Origin of the sequence: Flintibacter sp. P01028, assembly GCF_041925235.1 — a bacterium.
Taxonomy (GTDB): Bacteria; Bacillota; Clostridia; order Oscillospirales; family Oscillospiraceae; genus Lawsonibacter; species Lawsonibacter aceti.
In genome coordinates, this window is sequence record NZ_JBHEVC010000001.1 from 362,201 (window position 1) to 384,067 (window position 21,867).

Annotated in this window: 21 protein-coding genes and 1 tRNA gene; 4 read left to right on the forward strand and 18 right to left on the reverse strand. The window is 56.7% G+C overall.

The window, feature by feature from the left end:
* The first annotated feature begins 5 nt into the window (after nt 1–5).
* On the forward strand, nt 6–596 hold the full coding sequence (locus tag ACEVJK_RS01775; protein ID WP_147570694.1) for a lactate utilization protein: 591 nt from the start codon (nt 6–8) through the stop codon (nt 594–596).
* 30 nt (nt 597–626) lie between these two features.
* Nucleotides 627–1,706, forward strand: a complete 1,080-nt coding sequence (locus tag ACEVJK_RS01780; RefSeq protein WP_374739849.1) for a hypothetical protein — start codon at nt 627–629, stop codon at nt 1,704–1,706.
* 1,099 nt (nt 1,707–2,805) lie between these two features.
* Here the strand turns inward: ACEVJK_RS01780 and ACEVJK_RS01785 are convergent.
* The 6 genes from ACEVJK_RS01785 to ACEVJK_RS01810 all read right to left on the reverse strand — a co-directional run bounded on the left by ACEVJK_RS01785 (nt 2,806) and on the right by ACEVJK_RS01810 (nt 8,215).
* The gene (locus tag ACEVJK_RS01785) at nt 2,806–3,624 is read right to left on the reverse strand and encodes a carbon-nitrogen hydrolase family protein (RefSeq protein ID WP_240287107.1); all 819 of its coding nucleotides are present in this window, start codon (nt 3,622–3,624) and stop codon (nt 2,806–2,808) included.
* Between the two features lie 36 nt (nt 3,625–3,660).
* Nucleotides 3,661–4,326, reverse strand: a complete 666-nt coding sequence (locus ACEVJK_RS01790) for an RraA family protein (protein WP_186852719.1) — start codon at nt 4,324–4,326, stop codon at nt 3,661–3,663.
* Between the two features lie 81 nt (nt 4,327–4,407).
* Entirely contained in the window at nt 4,408–5,700 is a 1,293-nt protein-coding gene (locus ACEVJK_RS01795; protein WP_374740040.1) for a TRAP transporter large permease, read from the reverse strand.
* 2 nt (nt 5,701–5,702) lie between these two features.
* Entirely contained in the window at nt 5,703–6,188 is a 486-nt protein-coding gene (locus ACEVJK_RS01800; RefSeq protein ID WP_186852721.1) for a TRAP transporter small permease, read from the reverse strand.
* A 64-nt stretch (nt 6,189–6,252) separates the two neighbouring features.
* Nucleotides 6,253–7,272, reverse strand: coding sequence for a TRAP transporter substrate-binding protein (locus ACEVJK_RS01805; RefSeq protein WP_240287106.1), 1,020 nt, complete (start codon nt 7,270–7,272; stop codon nt 6,253–6,255).
* Nucleotides 7,273–7,480: 208 nt separating this feature from the next.
* Nucleotides 7,481–8,215: a GntR family transcriptional regulator gene (locus ACEVJK_RS01810; protein WP_186852723.1), complete on the reverse strand. Its 735-nt coding sequence runs from the start codon at nt 8,213–8,215 to the stop codon at nt 7,481–7,483.
* Between the two features lie 409 nt (nt 8,216–8,624).
* Between ACEVJK_RS01810 and ACEVJK_RS01815 the strand changes: the two genes are divergently transcribed.
* Together ACEVJK_RS01815 and sstT are read left to right on the forward strand one after the other, a co-directional pair.
* Nucleotides 8,625–8,700 (forward strand) — tRNA-Gly (locus ACEVJK_RS01815).
* A 149-nt stretch (nt 8,701–8,849) separates the two neighbouring features.
* On the forward strand, nt 8,850–10,067 hold the full coding sequence (sstT, locus tag ACEVJK_RS01820; protein ID WP_147570696.1) for a serine/threonine transporter SstT: 1,218 nt from the start codon (nt 8,850–8,852) through the stop codon (nt 10,065–10,067).
* Nucleotides 10,068–10,197: 130 nt separating this feature from the next.
* Here sstT and ACEVJK_RS01825 read toward each other — a convergent pair whose 3' ends face one another.
* From ACEVJK_RS01825 to ymfI, 12 genes are all read right to left on the reverse strand, one after another.
* Nucleotides 10,198–10,911: a V-type ATP synthase subunit D gene (locus ACEVJK_RS01825; RefSeq protein ID WP_147570697.1), complete on the reverse strand. Its 714-nt coding sequence runs from the start codon at nt 10,909–10,911 to the stop codon at nt 10,198–10,200.
* A 12-nt stretch (nt 10,912–10,923) separates the two neighbouring features.
* Nucleotides 10,924–12,300, reverse strand: a complete 1,377-nt coding sequence (locus ACEVJK_RS01830; protein ID WP_374739850.1) for a V-type ATP synthase subunit B — start codon at nt 12,298–12,300, stop codon at nt 10,924–10,926.
* A complete protein-coding gene (locus ACEVJK_RS01835; protein ID WP_374739851.1) occupies nt 12,297–14,072 on the reverse strand; it encodes a V-type ATP synthase subunit A in 1,776 nt (591 codons plus the stop codon). The genes ACEVJK_RS01830 and ACEVJK_RS01835 overlap by 4 nt, the downstream gene beginning before the upstream one ends.
* 40 nt (nt 14,073–14,112) lie before the next feature.
* Nucleotides 14,113–14,613, reverse strand: a complete 501-nt coding sequence (locus tag ACEVJK_RS01840; RefSeq protein ID WP_374739852.1) for a GNAT family N-acetyltransferase — start codon at nt 14,611–14,613, stop codon at nt 14,113–14,115.
* Complete coding sequence (locus tag ACEVJK_RS01845; RefSeq protein ID WP_374739853.1) at nt 14,610–14,918, reverse strand: V-type ATP synthase subunit F; 309 nt, start codon at nt 14,916–14,918, stop codon at nt 14,610–14,612. The genes ACEVJK_RS01840 and ACEVJK_RS01845 overlap by 4 nt, the downstream gene beginning before the upstream one ends.
* Nucleotides 14,919–14,933: 15 nt before the next feature.
* On the reverse strand, nt 14,934–15,926 hold the full coding sequence (locus tag ACEVJK_RS01850) for a V-type ATPase subunit (RefSeq protein ID WP_374739854.1): 993 nt from the start codon (nt 15,924–15,926) through the stop codon (nt 14,934–14,936).
* A gap of 110 nt (nt 15,927–16,036) precedes the next feature.
* Nucleotides 16,037–16,723, reverse strand: coding sequence for a V-type ATP synthase subunit E (locus ACEVJK_RS01855; RefSeq protein WP_240287103.1), 687 nt, complete (start codon nt 16,721–16,723; stop codon nt 16,037–16,039).
* A 24-nt stretch (nt 16,724–16,747) separates the two neighbouring features.
* On the reverse strand, nt 16,748–17,251 hold the full coding sequence (locus tag ACEVJK_RS01860; RefSeq protein WP_147570704.1) for a V-type ATP synthase subunit K: 504 nt from the start codon (nt 17,249–17,251) through the stop codon (nt 16,748–16,750).
* 19 nt (nt 17,252–17,270) lie between these two features.
* Complete coding sequence (locus tag ACEVJK_RS01865; RefSeq protein ID WP_374739855.1) at nt 17,271–19,244, reverse strand: V-type ATP synthase subunit I; 1,974 nt, start codon at nt 19,242–19,244, stop codon at nt 17,271–17,273.
* Complete coding sequence (locus tag ACEVJK_RS01870) at nt 19,244–19,558, reverse strand: hypothetical protein (protein ID WP_147570706.1); 315 nt, start codon at nt 19,556–19,558, stop codon at nt 19,244–19,246. The genes ACEVJK_RS01865 and ACEVJK_RS01870 overlap by 1 nt, the downstream gene beginning before the upstream one ends.
* 290 nt (nt 19,559–19,848) lie before the next feature.
* On the reverse strand, nt 19,849–20,910 hold the full coding sequence (locus ACEVJK_RS01875; protein WP_262669224.1) for a putative glycoside hydrolase: 1,062 nt from the start codon (nt 20,908–20,910) through the stop codon (nt 19,849–19,851).
* A 211-nt stretch (nt 20,911–21,121) separates the two neighbouring features.
* Nucleotides 21,122–21,859 (reverse strand): elongation factor P 5-aminopentanone reductase, encoded by a 738-nt coding sequence (gene ymfI, locus ACEVJK_RS01880; RefSeq protein ID WP_147570708.1) that lies wholly within the window; start codon nt 21,857–21,859, stop codon nt 21,122–21,124.
* Nucleotides 21,860–21,867 lie beyond the last annotated feature (8 nt).

A 21,867-nucleotide genomic window follows, 5' to 3' on the forward strand; every position in this document is an offset into this window, starting at 1 on the left:
CTGCGATGACAGATTTAAAAAAGCTGACCGCGAATTTGGAAAAAAAGGGCTACATCGTCCGGTACTTTGATACCCCACAAGAGGCGGCCGACTATCTGGACAGCAGGATCAACGGCAAGACAGTGGCCTTTGGCGGCTCCATGACATTGAAAAGCATGGAGCTATACCCCAAGCTGTCCTCTCATAACCAAGTTGTCTGGCACTGGGAGGGGGGCGACCTGACGGACGCCATGTCCACCCAGGTGTACCTCACCTCTGTCAACGCGGTGGCAGAAACCGGGGAGCTCATCAACATTGACGGAAACGGGAACCGAGTAGCCTCTACCGCCTTTGGACACCAGGAGGTCTACTTTGTGGCAGGGACCAATAAGATCGCCCCTGATTTGGACTCCGCTCTGTGGCGGGCTAGGAATGTAGCGGCCCCCAAGAGGGCACAGAGTATGGGCAGAAGGACCCCATGCGCGGTGAAGGCCGACCGCTGCTATGATTGCCAGAGCCCGGATCGAATCTGCCGGGTCCTCACTGTCCTGTGGGCGCCGCCCCTAAACCATCCCCATATGGAGGTCATACTGATCGGCCAGGAGCTCGGTATGTAAAACCGGCCGCCAAAGAAAGGCTGTGTACTGATGAAGCAACGATCTCTGGCCTGTCTGGCCATCTCTGCCGCCCTGCTGTTGTCCGGGTGCTCCTCCATGCTGGACCGGGAGTATCTGGACATCACGACCCACAACGCGGCTCCTACCACAGAAGGGGATACCTCCATTCTACGGGCGGACAGCTATCAGGAGCTGGTCAATGTGCTCATCTACATGGTCAGCACCGGGGCGGAGAACGGCACCATCCGTCTGTACATCGACTCTGAGGATGTGGCCAAGGACCTGGAGGATGCCTGCCGTGAGGTGGTCCAGGAGGACCCCTTGGGCGCCTATGCCGTGGAGTACATCAAACACAGCGTGGACTCTATCGTCACCTACTCCGAGGCCCAGGTCCAGATCATCTATCGCCGTACCAGAGAACAGGTGGCCTCCATCGTTTCGGCCACCGGGGCTGCCGCCATCCGTGGCGAACTGGAGGAGAGTCTGGCGTCCTTCGCTCCAGAATCTGTGCTTCGCCTTAGCTATTTTGACGGGGATGAGGCCTACATTTTGGATCTGGTCCGGGAAGCCTATTTTGCTACGCCGGCTACCGCCCTGGATCTCCCTGAGGCCACGGTGGCCTTCTATCCAGACAGCGGCAGTCAGCGCGTGGTGGAGATCAGCCTGCACTACCACCTGGACGAGCAGGAGCTGGTTCACCGCAGGGAAGTTCTAGACCAGACCGTTCAAAAAATGACGGCGATTCTCCAATCTCAGTTCTTCACTACGGAGGAATTACTCCCTGCAGCCGCCCAGGCCATCCATGCCGCCGGCGGATATGATCCAGAGGGTGGGTCCACCGCCTACCATGCCCTGCTGGAGAAGGGGGCCGACGACCAGGGGCTCGCCCTGGCGGCCGCTATGGTCTATAACCGGCTGGATATTTCCTGTCAGGTGATTGAGGGCTCGTTGGACGGCGCCCCCCATTTTTGGAATGTCATTCAACTCCCGGAGAGCCAGTACCACCTGGACCTGTCCCAATATGGCGAGCACGGCTTCTCCCTGTTGTCCAGCGCGGAGATGGAGCAAAGGGGATATCTCTGGGACCCAGAGGATATTCTGCCGCGCTGAGGGTCCCCCATTAACGATTGCAAAATCAAATATAGTAATATAGTAAATTTGATAATCTCATAAATACAGTATTTAGGGACTGTTCATCAAGTAAAAAGCAACTATTTTACCACGAATTTACGATGATTGAATGAGACTTGACATACCAGGGAAAGAGCAGGGGAGATACATCAAGAATGTGTACCTTCCTTTTCTCATGTTACCATTCTGCTTCGCCTTATGTACAAATCTTTGGCATGTGCTCATGGCATTCCATCATATTAATACATTTTCGGCTCACTACTGTTTTGTCACCAGGAATATACTGAGACATTCCTTGATTTTTTCTCCATTCATTATCTTTGAAGCCAAAGTGTTCATTTATTTTTCGTTTCGTCTTCCCTGCCTGGACCATCGCTTCTATTGCAGGTAACATTCCTGCATATGTGTATAATTCCGTTTTCTTATAGCAATACCCCCTGATGTAGTCTATTTTCCTACATCAGGGGCCTTTTTTTACTGTTCGTTTTACTGGGCATCTACACTATGCCAGATGTGTCTATTAAAAGGTTAATTGGCTGGTCTATCCATGCTGTTTTCCTGTCCGATGACAGAACAGTACTTCTTTCATCCCAGATTTAACTGCGGGTAGGACTCGTATCCGGCATCAGAAGCCCACCGGAACGCAACATACTGGCCCCTGTTGCGGTTAGGCGACTCACTACTTTTCCAAGGAACACCTCTCTGCCGGAATCGTTAGTCAGAAGATTTCCGAGGAATCTAAATGTGTGTAACAAGGAGGTACTAACCGGGCTCATGGACTGGGCCATCACAGGGGTAAGCACCACGAAGCCTCTGACAGTAGCAACCAACTGCCAGTCAAAAATCCCATTGTAAGCTCCTCACTCAGAATGAATCAGCTACGCTGATGATCAGAAAGGCCAGGCATAAGCCCGGAAAGCAAGTGTGTCCTTTCGGCTTCTTCTTGCGATTTTTCGTCCCAATAAAATAAACAGTTTGGGAAACCTAGCGCAGCACGTTTCCCAAACTGAATATTCAAAGGGCCATATTACGATGATCAAAAGACTTTAGGTTCCGCCTTTGTATGCGGATGGTTGGGTCAGATGGTATAGAGTTCGGGGCGGCGGTCTTTATAGGCGGGAAGCTTGGCGCGCACGCGCTCCACACGGTCTAGGTCGATATGGGCACACATCAGCCCTTCCTCCTCGCCAGCGGCTGCTATAGTGACGCCCATCGGGTCCATAACAACGCTTTCCCCGATGAACATTGGGCCGCAGTTGTCGCAGGCCACCATATAGACCGTATTCTCAATCGCCCGGGCGGCGATCAATGTATTGAAATGCTGGCTTTTCAGATCGCCGCGCACCCAGGCGGTTGGCATGATAATAATGTCCGCGCCCCTGGAACGCTGATAACGGGCTACTTCAGGGAACCGGACCTCATAGCAGACAAACAACCCGATCCTACCGAACGGCGTGTCAATGGGCTCAAAAAATTTGTCGCCTGGTTTCATGTTATCAGATTCCTTATACCCAAAGGCGTCATACAGATGAGTTTTGCGGTAGCAGGATACAATTTCGCCGCTGTCGTCCACTACCACAATGGTATTGTAATTGCGGTCATCTTCAGGGTCCTCCACCGCCTCGTTCATGCCAAAGATGATCCAGTGCCCGTACTGCCTGGCCAGCTCACGCATACCGGTGACAAAGGTGCCATCCAGATGCTGGGCAGTCGCCAGCGATACCTCACGGGGCGGGTGGTCTGAAAAGTAGCTCATAAAACACTCGGGGAATACCATCAGATCCGGCTTGTACTTCTCGTTTGCCTCGGCAACCGCCCTTTTAGCCTTCTCAAAATTGACTGTGGGATCTCCGTCTGACGCCAGTTGGGCCAGGACAAAGGTGCTCTGCCGCTTCATTTCTGGTGCCTCCTTCTTGCAATTCATGGCAGATGATTACTTGTCAACCTTACATAGGTCCGCAATCGCGCCCTGGGCGCCAATCTTGACAAGCTTTTCCAGATTGATGAACTTGTCGACATAGCCACCGGCCTCAAAATTCTGCCGCCAGAGAACCTCGTTCTCGTCCTGCTGCTTGGCGTGCAGGACCAGCTCCTCAAACTGGTCCGCAGGGGCACAGACGACACCGTCCAGGTCACCGTAGACGATGTCGCCGGGGCGGACTACGCAGCCGCCACAGTTCACAGGAATGCCATATTCTCCATCCAGCCCTTTAAAGGTGTTGGTTACGCAGGCGCGACCCGTGGAAAAGACGGGGAAGTCCATCTCGCGGATGGCGCGGGTATCCGTGTTGGGGCCGTCCACCACAATGCCGGCCATACCTAGCACCTTAGCGGAACGGGCGACCATCTCTCCCAGACAGGCAATCCGCTTATCCCCCATTCGGTCAATCACGATAACGGAGCCCTTGGGGGCCTGCTTCATCGCATAATACAGCATGGCGTTGTCTGTGCCGGGCAAACGGATGGTAAAGGCAGGACCGATTACCTTCAAGTGGTCGCTGATTGGGAAGATGCCGGTCATATATCCGCCCTGGACACTGTGCCCAATTTGGGCCGGGTCAGTGGTCAGTGCCAGTTGAAACAGTTCTTCTTGTGTCATAGTTGTGATACTCCTTTTCAAATTTTTGATATATGTTTTCTGGTTCGGGGAAAGGCGGGAGGGATGGCGCGGCCGTCCCCATCATGCCCCCAGCATCGCCATCACGGTATTGGGGACAAAGGTGGACAGAGCAGGGAAAAATGTTGTCAGAATCAGGGCGATGCCTAGTGGGATATACATGGGTACCACGCTTTTGATGACCTTTTCAGAGGGCACGTTGGCCACCCGGGCGACCGCATAGATGCACAGGCCAAAAGGCGGAGTGCTTAGGCCGATCATCAGGTTCATAACCATCATCACGCCGATGTAGACGGGGTCCATTCCAAAGCTGGCGGTGATCTGCAATACGATGGGAGCGGTGAGGATCAGCGCACAGTTGCTCTCCATGAACATACCCATAATCAGCAAGATAATGTTGATCATGATGATGACCACCATGGGCATATGGGCGATAGGGCCCATCAGGGACATGATTTTTTCTGGCAACTGCTCCAGCATCAGCGCCTTGGTGAAGATGCCGCCAGCCGTCATGATGACCATAATTGATGCCACAGACTTGCAGGTTTCCTTTACACAGTTGAGGAAGCCTCTCCAGGTGAGGGAGTGATGACACAAGCCCAGGATCAGCATATACAAGACCGCCATACCGCCGGTCTCGCCGGGGCTGAATATACCGGAGAGCATAGTAATCAGAATCAGAATGGGAGCCATCATGATGGGAAGGGCACGCAGGAACAGGATCCCCAGCGGCCGCTCGTCCTTCTTCGTGACGGAAGGCTTGGGCGGGTTGACCAGCTTTCTCTTGTCCACCAGTAGGACATAGATAAACAGGCTGGCAGACATCACAATGGCGGGAACTACGCCGCCCAGAAGGGATTTCACGCTGGAAATCTGAGCCACAGTGGCGTAAAGCACCAGTGGAATGCTGGGCGGGAAAATGGGACCTACGGTGGAAGACGCGATAGTCAGCGCCGCGCCGTATTCCCGCTCGTAGCCCTCCTCCTCCATAGAATCCACGAAGATAGGGCCCAAGCCGCACACACCAGCGATGGCCGCGCCGGACATACCAGCAAAGATTAGGCTCAACACAACCGCTACGCGGGAGGAGTAACCCCGTTTTCCCTTTGCCAGCGCCCGGGCAAAGTCAAAGCCGCGGGTGGTCTCTCCCAGCTCGCTGACCAGATTGCCCATAAGGATGAAGGCTGGAACCGCCAGCAGGGAAAAGGACATACAGGACTGATAAAAAGAGTAGCCCACCAGTGCCAGCGACGTGTCGGTCAGGATATAGTATGCGATGGCAGGCAGACCCATAGCCACCACGATGGGGGCGCCGACCCCCAGCAAGGCCACAAAGCCAAGCAACAGCAACAGCATGTTCACGCTCTCTCAGCCCTCCTCTCTTTGATCAGGGCAGAAATACTAATTAGATTCTGGATAATCCACATGGCGGATCCCAGAACGATCAGCGCATGAATCGCAACGATGGGAATGTGAGTGGCAGCGGTAGTCAGCTTTGAAATGGGCGGAATCAGAAGGTATTCGCTGTAGATGACAAAAGCGCAGTACATGCAGCAGATCACCTTGCCGATTACCATTAGCCAAAATTTAGTTCTGGGCCAGATCTGATAGATAATCTCCAGTTGCAGGTGCGCCTCCTCCTTCTCCGCCTGAGCAAGATAGCAGAAGATCAGGCCGGTAAAGCACATCATAGCCACTTCCTCGCTCCATGTAGTGGAAAAGCCCAGAAAAGACCGGCAGAGAACTTGAATGTCAAGCGCCGCGATGACGACGATAAGGAAGATCCCACAGACAGAATTAACAAGGCTGCGGAACCCGTCCCAGATTTTTCCCAAAGCAGACATGGCAATATCTCCTTTCGTACAAATTAGCAGGGAATGCCCGACGGACGTGCGGATGAAGAATCGTCTACTCGCTCTCGACGTTCTGAATCAGTTCAATCATGTCACCCCAGTCGTCGGAAAAATAGTCGTAGACTGTCTCAGCGGCCTCATGGAAGCTAGCCAAGTCCAGACCGTTCTCCTCGGTGATGACCGTCATGCCGCCATCGATGCAGATCTGTTTGTAGCCCTCTTCCTTTTCCACGATGCGCTGATTCATCTCGTGGGTGGCATCTACCGCAGCCTGCATCACGGCCTGTTGCTGATCCTCAGTCAGGCTGTCAAAGGTTTCACGGTTGATCCACAGACCCAGGTTTGTGGGCAGGTGGCGGGTCTCCATGCAGTAGGCCTGAACCTCATACAGGGCGGAGCTCACCAGGGTGGAGTAAGGATTCTCCTGTCCGTCAATGACATTGGTAATCAGGGCGGTCGCCACTTCACTGAAGGCCATTGGCGTAGCGGCCGCACCGAAGGCGTTGGCAAACAGCACCTGATAGAGGTCGGAGGCGACCACGCGGATTTTGGCACCCTTCATATCACTCAGGTCGTAAATGGGGAAGTTGCAGGTCAGTTGGCGGTCGCCAGAGTTGAAGGCGGTGAGGAGCATGACATGGTCGTCCTCCAGTGCCTCGTTAATGGCCCGCAGGGGCTCAGAGGTGAAGGGGTTGAACACCGCCTCCTGGTGCGCCGCGTCCCGATAGACATAGGGGGCGTCAAAGGCTCCCAGCCTGGGATCCAGGTCGCCAGCAGAGGAGGGAACATACTGAATGAAGTCCACAATGCCAGCTTGGAGCGGCTGCATATCGTAGCCGCACAGGGTGTTGTCAAAGTAGCATTGAACTTCCAGCTCGCCTTTTGTGTACTCATATACCTTGTCGGCAAAAAGCTGTTCCCAGATGCCGGCATCGGAGGATGCGGAGTTCTGATCGGTAAATTTTAATACCCGGGGCTCGTTGTTGCTGCCGGAGTCCCCGCTTCCGCAACCGGCCAGCACTGGGAGCAACAAGACGGCAGAAAGCAGGGATGCAAGGTTCCTTTTTAGTTTCATTTTTGATTCTCCTTTCTTACATTAATTATGATGGCGGAAACATTTCTTTCCCCTACACCATCTAATCCAATTTCTGCTTATCTTGGCACTTGGTATTTGGCATTTGGCGTTTGGCATACCAAAAATAGCAATCTATTTATACATCAAGTACACCAAAAAGTCAACCCAAATCATGCGAATTTTCTATATTATCCAAATATTATCGATATTATTTGTCTATTGTAACGAACTCCTCTTGAAGCTTGGTATCCAGATTCGCCGGATCAAAGCCAAGGTGTCCCGGCAGCGAGAGCATTCGCTGCCTCCATGCGCTGTAGTGTTCCGACAGGTACCGGCACGCATTTTCATAGTCCCCGCTCTCCATGCACTTCAGAATGGCAAGGTGCTCCTGAGCAAAAGCATTGCCGTCCTTTCCACTGTATTTCATGCTAAGGATAGAAGCTCGGGTCACCTTTTCGTTGATCTCCTCCGAAAAGGTAAATAAGATGCTATTCCCGGATTTTCGATTGATATAGCGGTGAAAGCTGGTATCCAGCGCCATGATGCTGTAATAGGAACCGTGATCCTGCTTGGTAACGTCCATCATCTCCTGGAGGATGCCATGCAGGTGGGCAAAGTCCTCCGGTGTATATTTATAAAAGGCCAGCTCAAAGCCGAGCATGTCGATGGGCTCCCGAATCTCCAGCAGTTCCAGAATGTTCCGCCACAACAGAGGAGCAACCATGCGTATTTTTCCGTTCTGCTCCACCCAGCCTTCCTTCTCCAAAAGGGTCAGCGCATCTCGCAGCGGCGTCCGGCTCACCCCCAGCATGGAGGCAAATTCCCGTTCGTTGACGTTGCTTCCCGCTTTCAGCTTGCCTGTAATGATCAGCGATTTGATCTGCTGATAGATTTTCGTGCTGTAGCTTTTGTTCTTTTCGATTTTTTCTAAATACTGTACCATATCCTACTTCTCCATGCTTCTGGCTCAATCCCAAAAATATTCTGCTGTACCCAGCGGCAAATCCTGCATTTCTCATGCCAATTATTATATTTTTTATATCACGTTCTCTATAATATGTCAATTCCAGGATATTTCCGGCGGCTTCTCACTTGTTCCCATGAATGCGGTAACGCATCAAAATTTTCCTTACCTTTACACAAAAGCAAGCCAATTATATCAAAAAATGGAAAATTCTCTAAGCAGCCTTTGGCGGTCACAATGAACAGAATAAAAGGCAATATAATTTCCTCAACTAAATTTTGTTGCAAATTTGTCAACCAATCATGACAAAGACATTTTTATATTTTTTCAAAATTTAAATTTCGGGGTTGACATCGCTCTGTTTTCTGTTATAATACCATTTGTCGCTGCGAGTGTAGCTCATCTGGTAGAGCGCCACCTTGCCAAGGTGGAGGTAGCGAGTTCGAGCCTCGTCACTCGCTCCAAGTGGAAAGACACGACATATGTCGTGTCTTTCTTTTTGAATTTTCGTGCCCAGCCACTGTCCCTTCAGGGCAGGTCAGCGGTCCCTTATTCAGCCCTGTGGTAAAGGGTTACGCTCCCCTTTACTTCACCAAAGAAAGGAATCGGAAGTATGGAACTCTTACACAAGTGGAACCATATCAGCCTAGTCAAACGGATCATCGTGGGACTTATTCTGGGCGCCGCTCTAGGCGCCCTCCTGCCTCAGGCCTCCGTCATCGGTATCCTGGGCACTCTGTTCGTCAATGCCTTGAAGGCTCTGGCCCCTCTGCTGGTCTTTTTCCTCGTCCTTCACTCCCTCTCACAGCATAAAAAGGGAGCTAAGAGCAACATGTCCGCTGTGATCGTCTTTTATCTGATTGGCACCTTTCTGGCCGCGCTGTGCGCCGTGGTGACCAGCTTTCTCTTTCCATCCACTCTGATTTTGGCCGAGCAGGCCGAGCAGGCTGCCCCTGGCGGCATCGCTGACGTGCTCCAGAATCTGCTGAACAGCGCCGTAAGCAACCCCATCTCCGCCATCGCTGAAGCAAACTATATTGGCGTGCTGCTGTGGGCCGTTGTCTTTGGACTAGCCATGCGTGAGGCCGGCGAGGGCACCAAGACCGTACTGGGCGACATCTCCAATATGCTGTCCTCCGCAATCCGATGGGTCATTAGCTGCGCCCCCTTCGGCATCCTAGGGCTTGTCTATACCACCGTATCCGATACCGGCTTTGAGTCCTTTCTGAATTATGGCCGGCTAATTCTGGTCTTAGTAGGCTGTATGCTCCTGGTAGCTCTGGTCGTCAACCCCATCATCGTCTACCTGGCTATTCGGAAAAATCCCTATCCCCTGGTCTTTCGATGTCTGAAGGACAGCGGCATCATGGCTTTCTTTACCCGCAGCTCGGCGGCTAATATCCCGGTGAATATGAAGCTGTGTGAAGACTTGGGTCTGGATAAGGAGAAGTACTCCGTTTCCATTCCCCTGGGAGCTACTATTAACATGGCTGGCGCTGCCATCACTATCACCATCCTTACCCTGGCCGCCGCCAACACGCTGGGTATCTCTGTGGACTTTCCCACTGCCCTCCTGCTGAGTTTGGTTTCCTCTGTGGCCGCCTGTGGCTCCTCCGGCGTGGCGGGAGGCTCGCTGCTCCTCATCCCAATGGCCTGCAGTATGTTCGGTATCTCCAGCGACATAGCCATGCAGGTGGTCGGCATCGGCTTTATCATCGGTGTCATTCAGGACTCCTGTGAAACCGCACTTAACTCCTCCTCCGATGTGCTGTTCACTGCCGCGGCCGAGTTCCGCGGCCGCAGGAAAGCCGGACTGGATATGGGGTATTGATGGAGGGGACCCATTCCTCCATACGTCTAAAACAGTGGGTTAAATATAATAAGGAGGCACTGCCCTGGATTTTCCGGGCAGTGCCTCTTTTTTTATCTTGTCCCATTGACAAAGTGAGGAAACATACGCCTTAAACCTCTTGCGGCGCCTCACCTGAAGCCCTGAAAACCTTTGCGGCTCTAGCGTTCTCGGCTCTCCGATCCTCGATGGCCTCCTTCAGAAGCATATCCTTCACCTTCATCAGTCGAATGGTGTTGGCCCGCTCGTTTTCATCCAGCTTCATGGTGATATACTTGATATTTTCCTGCATCTCCGGGATCTTCACATACTCCAGGGCGTTGACCCGTCGGCGGGTCTTCTCGATCTCCTCCGCCAAAAGCTGTGAGGTCTTTTCGATCTCCGCCAGCTTCAGCATATCCTGGAACACCTGTGACATAGCGTCTACCGCGTCGTCCAGCTCGCCGCTGGTCTGGGCAAAGCCATAGGGATAGATCTCCCCTGGGTCCTGGCTGCTGGTGCGGAATTCATATTTGGGCACGTCCACTGACATGATGTTCTGGAAGGTCATATCCAGCTCCACAGACTGCTTGGGGTAGAGCAGGGACTGCTCCAGCATCTCTGGAGACATCAGAGCCGCGGCCACAGTGAAGGAGCCGTGGGCCCGCATAAGCCCCTCCTCCACCCGGCGGCGCAGGGAACGATTCTCTCGAATCACGTCCATAAACTGCTTCATCAGCTCATCTCGCTTATCCTTGAGCAGCTTATGGCCCCGCTGGGCGGTCTTTAGCCGGCCCTTGAGCCGGGTGAGCTCCATACGGGTGGGATTGATGGTCGTGGAAGGCATTTCACTCCCCCCTTAGTCCTTCTTGGGCAAATACTTGTCGATATACTCCGGCTTGATCCGCTTCAACTCACTCCGGGGCAGGATAGATAGCAGCTCCCAGCCCAGATCCAGCGTCTCCTCAATCGAGCGGTTCTCATCTGTCCCCTGAGAAACGTACCGCTTTTCAAATTCATCCGCAAATTTAGCATAGAGCAGGTCGGTGGGGCTCAACGCCGCCTCGCCCAGGATGGACATGAGCTCCTTGTTCTCCTTTCCGGTGGCGTAGGCAGAAAAAAGCTGATTCATGGTGCCTGAGTGGTCCTCCCGGGTCTTGCCCGCTCCGGTGCCCTTGTCCTTCAGACGGGACAGGGATGGCAGTACGTCCACCGGGGGATTGATGCCCCTACGGTACAGCTCCCTGGAAAGAATGATCTGCCCCTCGGTAATATAGCCGGTCAGGTCGGGAATGGGGTGGGTCTTGTCGTCCTCCGGCATAGTCAGGATAGGGATCAGGGTAATGGATCCCTCCTTGCCCAGCTGGCGGCCTGCCCGCTCGTACAGGGTCGCCAGGTTGGTATACAGGTAACCGGGGTAGCCCCGGCGGCCTGGGACCTCCTTCTTGGCGGCGGAGACCTCCCGTAGCGCCTCGGCATAGTTGGTGATGTCGGTCATGATGACCAGTACGTGCATATTCTTCTCAAAGGCCAGATATTCCGCCGCTGTCAGGGCCATGCGGGGCGTGGCGATACGCTCCACTGCCGGGTCGTTGGCCAGATTGGTAAACAGCACCGTACGGTCGATGGCGCCGGTACGCCGGAACTCCTGGACGAAGAACTCCGACTCCTCAAAGGTGATGCCAATGGCGGCGAAAACCACGGCGAAGTTGGATTCCCCATCCAGCACCTTGGCCTGCCGGGCGATTTGGGCCGCCAAAGCGGCGTGAGGCAGGCCGGACCCGGAGAAGATAGGCAGCTTTTGGCCGCGGACCAGGGTGTTCAGCCCGTCAATGGTAGAGATACCCGTCTGAATGAACTCATTGGGGTAGTTGCGGGCGGCGGGATTCATGGCCAGACCGTTGATATCCTGATACTCGTCGGCCAGGATGGCTGGGCCGCCGTCAATAGGCTCCCCCATGCCGTTGAACACCCGGCCCAGCATATCTCCGGACACCCCCAGTTGAAGAGGGTGTCCCAGGAACCTGATTTTGGAGTCCGCCAGATTGATACCGGCTGAGTTTTCAAACAGCTGGACCACTGCGGTATTCCCGTTTACTTCCAACACCTGACAGCGGCGGACGGTGCCGTCGGTCAGTTCGATCTCTCCCAGCTCGTCATAGGTGACGCCCTGTACCCGGTCCACCACCATCAGGGGGCCGGATATCTCCTGTATCGTCTTATACTCTCGGATCACAGTGCATCCTCTCCCTTCTCGGCAATGGCGCTGATCTCTTCCTCCATCTCCACCAACAGGTTGGCGTAGGAGTCTTTATACAGATCAGCGGGGACGGACTTGGCCCGGCCGATCTTTTCCCGTGCGGGGATGGAGAACAGAGCGTTCAAATCGCCTCCCCGCTCTGACGCGCCCCGGCACTCCTGGTCGTACTGGTGGATCATAGCCAGCAGGCGGGCCTGGCGGTCATACTCCGAGTAGGAGTCGATGTCCGCGAAGGAGTTCTGCTGGAGGAAGTCCTCCCGGATCATCTTGGCAGTCTCCAAAGTGATCTGGTCCTTGGGGGACAGAGAGTCCTTGCCCACCAGCTGGACGATCTCGTTCAGGCTGGCCTCTTCCTGGAGGATGGCCATGGCCCATTCCCGGTTCTGCAGGAACTCCTTGCCCAGGTTTTCGTCATACCAGGGCTTCAGGGAATCCAGATACAGGGAGTGGGAGGTCAACCAGTTGATGGCCGGGAAGTGGCGGCGATAGGCCAAGGAGGAGTCCAGGGCCCAGAACACCTTGACGATACGCATGGTGGCCTGGGACACGGGCTCGGACAGGTCGCCGCCCGGTGGGGACACGGCGCCCACGGCGGTCAGACTGCCCCGGCGGTCCCCATCGGACCCCAGACAGGCCACGGAGCCGGCCCGCTCATAGAACTGAGCCAGACGGGAAGACAGATAGGCTGGGTAGCCCTCCTCGCCGGGCATCTCCTCCAGACGGCCGGACATCTCACGCAAAGCCTCGGCCCAGCGGGAGGTGGAGTCAGCGATGACGGCCACGGCGTAGCCCATATCCCGGAAGTATTCTGCGATAGTGATACCAGTATAAATAGACGCCTCACGGGCGGCCACCGGCATATCAGAGGTGTTGGCGATGAGGACAGTCCGCTTCATCAGGGACTCTCCAGTGCGGGGGTCCACCAGTTCGGGAAACTCCCGGAGCACGTCGGTCATCTCGTTGCCCCGCTCGCCGCAGCCGATATAGACCACCAAGTCCACATCGGACCACTTGGCCAGGGCGTGCTGCATCACCGTTTTACCAGAACCAAATGGGCCGGGGATGGCGGCGGTGCCCCCCTTGGCCACAGGGAAGAAGGTATCTACAATACGCTGGCCAGATTGGAGGGGAATGACGGGGGGATACTTACGCTTATAGGGCCGGCCCACACGGACGGGCCATTTTTGCATCATAGGCAGCTCCACCTGGGAGCCGTCCTCCCGCTCCAGAACAGCCACCGTCTCCGTAACGGTGAAGGCGCCGGACTGAATGGACAGGATTTTCCCCTTCATTTTCGGGGGGATCATGATCTTATGGAGGATAGAGGACGTCTCCTGGACAGTGCCGATGACATCACCGCCCACCACCTGGGCCCCCGGTTGGACTGTGGGGACAAAGTCCCACTTCTTTTCCCGATCCAGGGCAGGGACCTCCACACCGCGGGGCAGGTTGTTCCCCTGGACCTTTTTCATGATTTCCTCCAGAGGGCGCTGGATGCCGTCGTAAATATTTTCCACCAGACCGGGGCCCAGCTCCACAGACAGGGGGGCGCCGGTGGTGACCACCTCGGCCCCAGGGCCCAGTCCGGAGGTCTCCTCATAGACTTGAATGGAGGCAGAGTCTCCAGTCATGGTGAGGATCTCGCCGATGAGGCGCTGTTCGCCCACACGGACCACGTCGGCCATATTGGCCTCCTCCATACCAGTGGCCACCACCAGCGGGCCGGAGACCTTGACGATCTTTCCCATAGGCTAAACCTTCTTTCTTCTGGCTCTGTTCCACTGGCCTTCAAAGGAGGGGGCGCTGCCGCAGGTTACCCTGGTAGCTGCCCACTTCCATTGGGCCCACATAGGAGAAGCCAAGTCGTTCATAGTAGTCATTCAGCGCTGGATTGTTCCGTCCACAGTCCAGACGCAGATAGTCCTTCCCCATGGCTTTGGCCAGTGCCATACACTGCCTTAGCATCCGCTCCCCGGCGCCTGGGGCATCCGGGTTTGCGGCCAGGTTATGGATATAGAGCGCGGACCCACCAGCAGGCCAGCGATCATCCTCTTCCAGCAGCACCGCCACCACATTGGGCGCCCCGTCGGGCCTCCACAGGCCATAGAGCTCCCCATTTCGGGCCCGCTCCTGGAAATAGGTCAAGGGGTAATAGGTAAGATAGTCATCCCGCTCCCACTGACGTATCCCCCGCTCCTCCAGCCAGGTGATCCGTTGGAGGATCAGCTGGAAAAGCCGCGGTGCCTCCTCCAGCGAGGCAAGACGGAGGACCTCTCCCTGGTCCGTCATAGGATATCAGCGCCCACAGCCCGCTCTACCGCGGTCTTAATATTGGCCATGCCGATACCCAGGGGACCCTCCTTTCCGGGAATTAAAATGATCGCCGGGGTCAGCGCGTCCTTATACCGCGCGATGTCAGTCGTCAGTTTGGCGGCCAGCTGCTCGGTCATATAGATAATGGCGTAATTCTCCCTGGCCAGCCGGTGGAGCGTCTCGTGCCCCTCCTCCGGGCCAGCCACAGGGTATACATCCAGCCCCAGGGCCTTAAAGCCCAGGACGCTGTCTACGTCGCCCATCACCGCGATCTTATACATCTCCAGCCACCCCCCTTATACATAGGTCTGCCGAAGCCGGGCCCGGATGGTATCTCCGTCCAGTCCAGCTGCCCGCCCGGCAAAGATGGTGCGGACTGCCGTAAACTCCAGCTCCTTGGCATAGAGGTAGCCGATGACCGTCTGCTCCCCAAAGGGGACCATACGGGCGGCGGCCAAATAGGCTGTAAGCGCATCGTCACAGGCCTTTTCAAAGGCGGTCAGAGAGCCTCCACCGGGCTGGGCTACCTTGACCCCCAGCTGGGCGGCCTGGGCCAGGGGTCCCGACTGGAACACCTCGCCCAGTGTGTCTGCCCGGGCGGAAGCTACTGTCTGCTGAGACACATTTCCTCCTGGCAGCAGCACCCGGCGCAGGAAGTCTCCCTCTTTGCCCATTCGGGCCGCCCGGACAGCGGTCCGAAGATTGGCCACATCCACACTCAGCCGGACATAGCCCAGGAGGAAGGGGCTGCCCAGCGCCTTGGCCAGTCGTTCCATCTCCTGATAGCAGCTTCGGTCCAGAAGCAGATCGGCCTGCTGGGGATCCCGGCTCTCCCTTAGAAGGGTCCATGCTTGGGCCATAGCCCGCTGGAACTCCTCTGAACAGCCCTGGAGCTCCTCTCGCCGCCATCCCTCCAGCAGCTCTCTGGGGTCATACCGCCCACCGGCCAGCAGCAGGCGCTCTGGGTCGGCGCCCACAGCCTGGGCCTTCAGAATAACCTTGGCGTTGTGATAATCATATTTCAATTGGAATATCTCCGCCAGGCGGGGATCTGGTACCGCCCCGGCGATGTCTCGGAAGGTATCGGCCCGGGCCTGGGCAAGCACGCCCTCCAGCCCGCCTCCTCTATCCTCCGGGTAACCGCACTCGGTGAGGATCTTCATAGCCTCCCCGTTCTCCCTGGCGTCAATCATCCGGTCCATCCTCTCCCTTGTCAGCAGGCGGTTCTCCATGGCCCGGATCCTGGTAGAAATGGACAGGTAGTCTATATCCTTTATCTGGTGGGACAAAATATTCCCTCCCTTACTTGAGAGTGGAGAGTTGGGCGTGGAGAGTGAAGATCCCGCGGGAAAGGGCATTTCTCCGCTCTTCCCCCTGACTCTTCACTCTGTCCCAACTCTCAGGGGAACAGCACGCCGGCCACTTCCTTCTCCAGCTTCTCCCGCTGGAGGCGAACCAGTGTCTCAAAGGCGCAGTTTACCTCGATGTCCCCGTCCACCATGATGAAGCCACCCTTGATAGGCCGGGTCTCCTCGCTCAGGGTAAGCAGGCCGGTACCTGTAACCATGGCGGCAGTGGTGTTGACCACCTTGCCCAGGAAGGCTCCTACCTTGGATTCGGTGATCGCTTCGGGCAGTTCGGGGGCCACCCCTTTTACCAGGGCCTCGTTGGCTGCCACCACCACCTGTTTGCCCACCCGACTGCGGTCCTGGGGGGAGAAGATGAGCTGCTCCCGGCCAGTGGAAGACGCCTCCAGGGCCAGCTTGGTCAACAGCGCCACATACTCCTGCTCAGGCATGGTGCACAGCTTCTCCAGGGCCAGGTCAAATGCCTCGGCCAGCACCTCCTGCTTGGCGGCCAGCTCCAGCTTGCGCCGCTCCATCTGGGCGGCGGATTTCAGACGCTCCAGCCGCTCGTCGGCGGTCCGGCGGCCACGGGCCAAAATCTCCTCCCGCTCTCGGTCGGCCTGGGCCTGGGCCTCCTCGCCGATGGAGCGGGCCTTTCGCTCCGTTTCCTCCAGAATGCGGGTCACTTCCGCCTCAGAGTCCTGAATGATCTTGGCCGTGATCTTTTCGATTCCTTCCATATGTTCGTCCCCTCTCGGTGGAAATTAAAGCGGCACGCTCAGGGAGAACAGCATAATCATAGAGCACAACAGGGACAAAATGGCGTAGAACTCCACGATACCGCACAGGATCAGGCCCTTGGACCAGTCATCCGGCTTCTTGGCCAGGATATTGATAGAACCGGCAGCCACGCGGCCCTGGGCGATAGCGGACAGCAGGCCGCCGATCGCCATAGGCATACAGGCGGAGAAAAATTGCAGGCCTAGTTGGACGGACATCGCCTCGCTCACCGCCAGAGCGTTGCCCATAAAGCCCATGCGGATCAGGGCCACAAAGAACACGGCCATGCCGTACAGCCCCTGGGTACCGGGGAGCAGCTGGAGCACCATGACCTTACCGGACTTGCTGGGGTCCTCGCTAAGAAGGCCGGTACCCGCTTCACCGGCGATACCGGTGCCCTTGGCGGAGCCCACGCAGCTCAATCCCACCGCAAGGCTGGCGCCCAGAAGGGCCAGGGCCAAACCGCCGAAAGATTCCAGAAAACTCATTGTTGTTTCCTCCTTATTCTCATTCTTTGACGATGTGATAGTATTTCGTCTTGAACTCCAGGGGACGGAAGGGTTTACCCCCGTCCTCGTAGTAGTATTTGAAGTACTCCAGACACTGCAGCCGCATATCGTGGACATAGCAGCCCAGCAGATTCAGAGCGAAGTTCAGGGCGTTGCCGATCATAGAGATCAGGATGAAGGTGGGCAGGAAATTGGTGATCGAGCCGAGGGTGTTGAACACCTGGGCCACCACAGCCCCCGCCAGCATCAGGGCCATCAGCCGGGAATAGGACAGGATGTCGCTGAAATAGCCGGTGATATTGTTGTATAGCGACCCGCCGATCCCCACCAGCTTGCCCACTATGCCTTTCTTCCCATAGCCCTGGGTCAACAGCAGCAGGACCACGATGGCAATGGCACAAGCCTTGATCTGTCCGGTGAGGGCGGCCACGCCGGCCAGAAGAAAGACCAGGTACCAGGCTCCCTCGCCGCACAGAGCTTCCATCACAGCCCCCCGCTTGATCTTGCGGTACATGCTGATCCCCATGCCAGTAAAGATCTGAGCCAAGCCCAACACAAGCGAGCCTACCAGTACCGCCAGGGCGTCATCTACCGGGGAGAATAGGGCGGGCAGGGCGAACTGGCCTCCAGTGGTCAGCGCCACCAGCTGTGTGAGGAAGTCGCCAAAGAAGCTTCCCGTCACCGCTCCCCAGATAAAGGTACTCACGCCGCACAGCCCCAGCAGCGGGAACATATGCCGCATCGTCGCCCCTTCGGGCTTTGCCCGCTTCACCACCACCCAGGCAACGGCCATCATCAGCAGGCCATACCCCATGTCCGCCATCATCATCCCGTAAAACAGGATAAAGAAGGGGGCCATCAGGGGGTTGGGGTCCACCGTTCCGTAAGCGGGCAGGGAGTACATATCTGTGACCATGCTCAACGGCCGGGTCAGCCAGTTGTTTTTCAGCTTCACCGGTACATCCGGATACTCCTCCCGCACTGGATCGGCCGCCTCATAGGCACAGGGATATTTCTCCAGGGCTTTTTCCAACTGGGGCCAGTTCTCCTCCGGCACCCAGCCCTCCAGATAGAAGGTCTGGCTGGTATTCAGCAGCCTTCCCCGGGATTCCTCTCTGTCACTCTCCACCTGGGCCAGGTCAGCCAGCTGTTGAAGCTGGGGCCGGAGGTGTCCCATGGAGGCCAGTTTCTCCTCCAGTTGGGCCAACTCTTTGGCCAACTCCTCCAGCTCCCGGTCCAGCCGGACCGTGTTTTCTGCCGCCGTCCCCGTCCAATCCCGCAGATTGGCACGGGACCAGCCCAGAGCCTTCAGCGCCTCTAGGGCGCCCTCCTCCTGGCTGGTGTGGCATACTAGAAGGCAGTACCGCAGCTCCCGATCCGCCGATATCTGAGTCAGCTGAACCAGCTCTCCGGCCCCCTGAACCGCCTGCTCCCCCTCCTCAAAGGGACGATTGGCGGGCAGGGTGCCCAGCTGGATCATAATCTGGTGGGTAGACTGGGTCTCCAGGGGCAGGTCCAGTTCCAGCCAGGGCGCCAAAGCGGCCTTTTGGGCCAGCAGCTTGGACTGCTCGCTGTGGATGGCAGCCATGCGGCGCTCTGCCTCGTTGACCTCTTGGGCCCTATCCAGGGCCTGTCGGGCCCGCCCTTGGTCAAAGAGCTCTCCCTCCTTTAGGTCGGGCCGGGGCTGGAGCAGTTTCCCTTTTTCCGGGGCATACCGCTTCAGCGTGGCCAGAGCTCGCTCCGCCTCTCCCCGCTCCTCCCGGGCCCGCTCCAGCCCACTGGCATCCAGCCGGGACACTTTGTCCCGCAGGTGCTGGAGCAGCTCCCGCCCAGAGGCATCTCCCGCCTCCGAGGGCTCCACCCCGGCCTCGCTGACCTCCACGCATCCCATGCGCTGGAGGGTGCGGAGGATGGTCTCCCGGTCCTCCGCCATGGCGATCAACCGCAGGCGTTTCATTTTCATGATGGCCATCAGCGATTCACAACCTTTTCTACGATTGCGCGGGCGGCCTGGTCCAGCCGGGTCCGAGCTGTCCGCTTCCACTGCTCACAGTCTAATTTGGCCTGTTCCAGTACCTTCTGGGTAGCCTTAGCCGCTTCTTCCTCTGTCTGAACCAGCATCTGACGGGCCTCATTCTCTGCTTCAGTCCGGCTATCCGCCAATAGCCGCTGGGCAGCTCGTTGCGCCACCAGCAGCTTTTGCTTGCTCTCGGCCATGGCCTCCTCCTTGCGGCGGTCGGCCTCCGCCTCGACCTGCGTCACCTTTTGGATGGCTTCCACTGCCATATCCTCACCACCTTTTCATCTTCATCCACGCTTCCTGATGAAATTATGTACCTTTTATTCTATGTGAAATCACTTAGGAATGCAAGCTTTATTTTATCTATCTTTCGTATACCTTTTTTATAATGCGGCATTTTTCGTTTTATTTCACCCTCTATCGCACATCTTTTGCGGGGTATTCCCTCTCTCTTTTGCGATAGTTTACAATTCCGTCATCTTTATTCCTGCATTTTCAGCCCCTCCCCTGAAAGGAAAACAGCCGCCAGCTGCATAACGCAGCCAGCGGCTTCTGTTTATCCCAGTTCCGGCTCCGGGAGCACACCCTGCGCTCCCGCTTCTTTCCCTTCCAGCGCAGATACAATCCGGACGATTCGACCGCCGTCCGCATTTTCGTCCAGTCCTGCCAGATATTCTCCTTCTCCCACTGTCCAAATATTTCCTTCCCATTGATCGAGGCTGTTGAGATCCAGGCCCGTTCTCTCAAGCAGTTCCCCGTCCGCCACCAAAGAGATCCTGACATCGTATCCCTCTGTCTCCGCGTCAATCTGCTCCAGCAAGGCCAACGCCAAATCAGTCACAGCCTGCCTGTCCCCCGCCGGGCCGTCGGTAATCACATCCAGATTTCCCCGGCTGGGATAGGCCCAGCACTCCAGCACGATCTCGTCAAAGCCCAGGGCAGCCAGTTCCCCACACAGGCCGGCGACATAGGCCTGTCCTTCGGCCTTAGCCGGGTCCAGCCAGCGCAGTCCCAGCTCGTCCCTCCAGTTGCCGTAGCTGGCCCGGAGGGCCACTGCGTTATTTTGATAGGGCAGAGTATTATCCCGGAAACAGCATAGCCTGGCCACCGTGTAGACCTCGCCCTGGTTCCATGCGGTCAGGGCATCGTTGACCGACTGGTCCTGCCCGCTGACTCCGGCAGCTACGGCCAAGGGCTGCTGGGACACCCAGTTCAGCTGGCCCTCCCTGCCCTTCATCTGTAGGATCAGGGCATTAGCTCCGGCCTCCTCCATGCTTCCGACCGCGGTGCCGTCCAGCACGGCGGACAAGGGCAGTTGAAGGGCCGCCGTAAGGGCGCGCTCCGGCTCCTGCTCAGGCTCCTCCCGCCGCTCTGAATCCGAGGGTTGGATCACCACGCTGATGTCTCCAATATCGGGCTCCTCCTTCCCTGGGCGGAGGGCCTGAGGCAGTTGAAACTGAAGGCCCCGGTCCGTCTGGACAATATATTTCTGACCGAAAAATAGTCCCGCCAGCACCAAAATCACCAACACGGTCAGGACGACCGCGATCAATCTCAATATATCGGTCAGCGTTCTGCGGCCGCGATAGCCGCCAAAACCGCCCTTTTGTCGGGACATGGAGCCGTCCTCCTCTCGGGGGTAGGTGACATTTATTCCCTTTTGGGGAAAAAATACCCACTTTGTTTCTTATTATAGCAACTTATTGTTTCTTTGACAACCGGGTTCTTTTTGTTGTTATTTGTCAGGGGGCTGGGCTTGGTCCGCCCTTTTATGCTTTTCATAAAAAGTCAGGCGGGAGGAGAGCCTTTTCTGCCTCTCCTCCCGCTCTTTAGACCGCCATGCCGCCATCCACGCCCAGGACCTGGCCCGTGACAAAGGAAGACTGCTCGGAGGCCAGAAAGAAAATTGCCCGAGCCACCTCCTCCGGATCACCAGTCCGGCAAAGAGGTGTCTGATCTGCCAGAGCATCCATATCCGCCTGGGACAGATGCCGGTTCATATCCGTTCGGATAACACCAGGGGCCACACAGTTGACCCGAATGTTGGAGGGCCCCAGTTCCTTGGCCAGAGCCTTCGTCAGACCAATGACCCCCGCCTTAGCGGCAGAATAGGGTGCCTCACAGGACGCTCCCGTGGTTCCCCACATGGAGGAAATGGTGACAATCGCGCCCTGCCGCCGCCGGACAAAGGAGGGGACGGCCCCCCGTATGGTATAAAAGACGCCGTCCAGATCTATCCCCATCAGGCGCCGCCATTCATCGCCGCTGGTATCTGTGACGAGCTGCTGGGGCAGGGCGATCCCAGCGCCGCACACCAGAGCGTCCAGAGTGGCGAGAGCTTCTTCCGCCCGAGCAGGAAGGGCAGAGGCCTGATCCGGGCAGGCCAGATCCGCGCCCAGGGCTACGGCACAGGTCCCCATCTCCCGCAGCTCCCGCACCAGCTCCAGGGCAAGGTCCTCCCGCTCGTGGTAGTGGACCGCCACCTGCCAGCCCTGCTCTCCAAAGTACCGGGCGGTGGCGGCTCCGATGCCCCGTGAGGCCCCGGTAATCAGCACAGTGTTGGCCATCTGCTCTC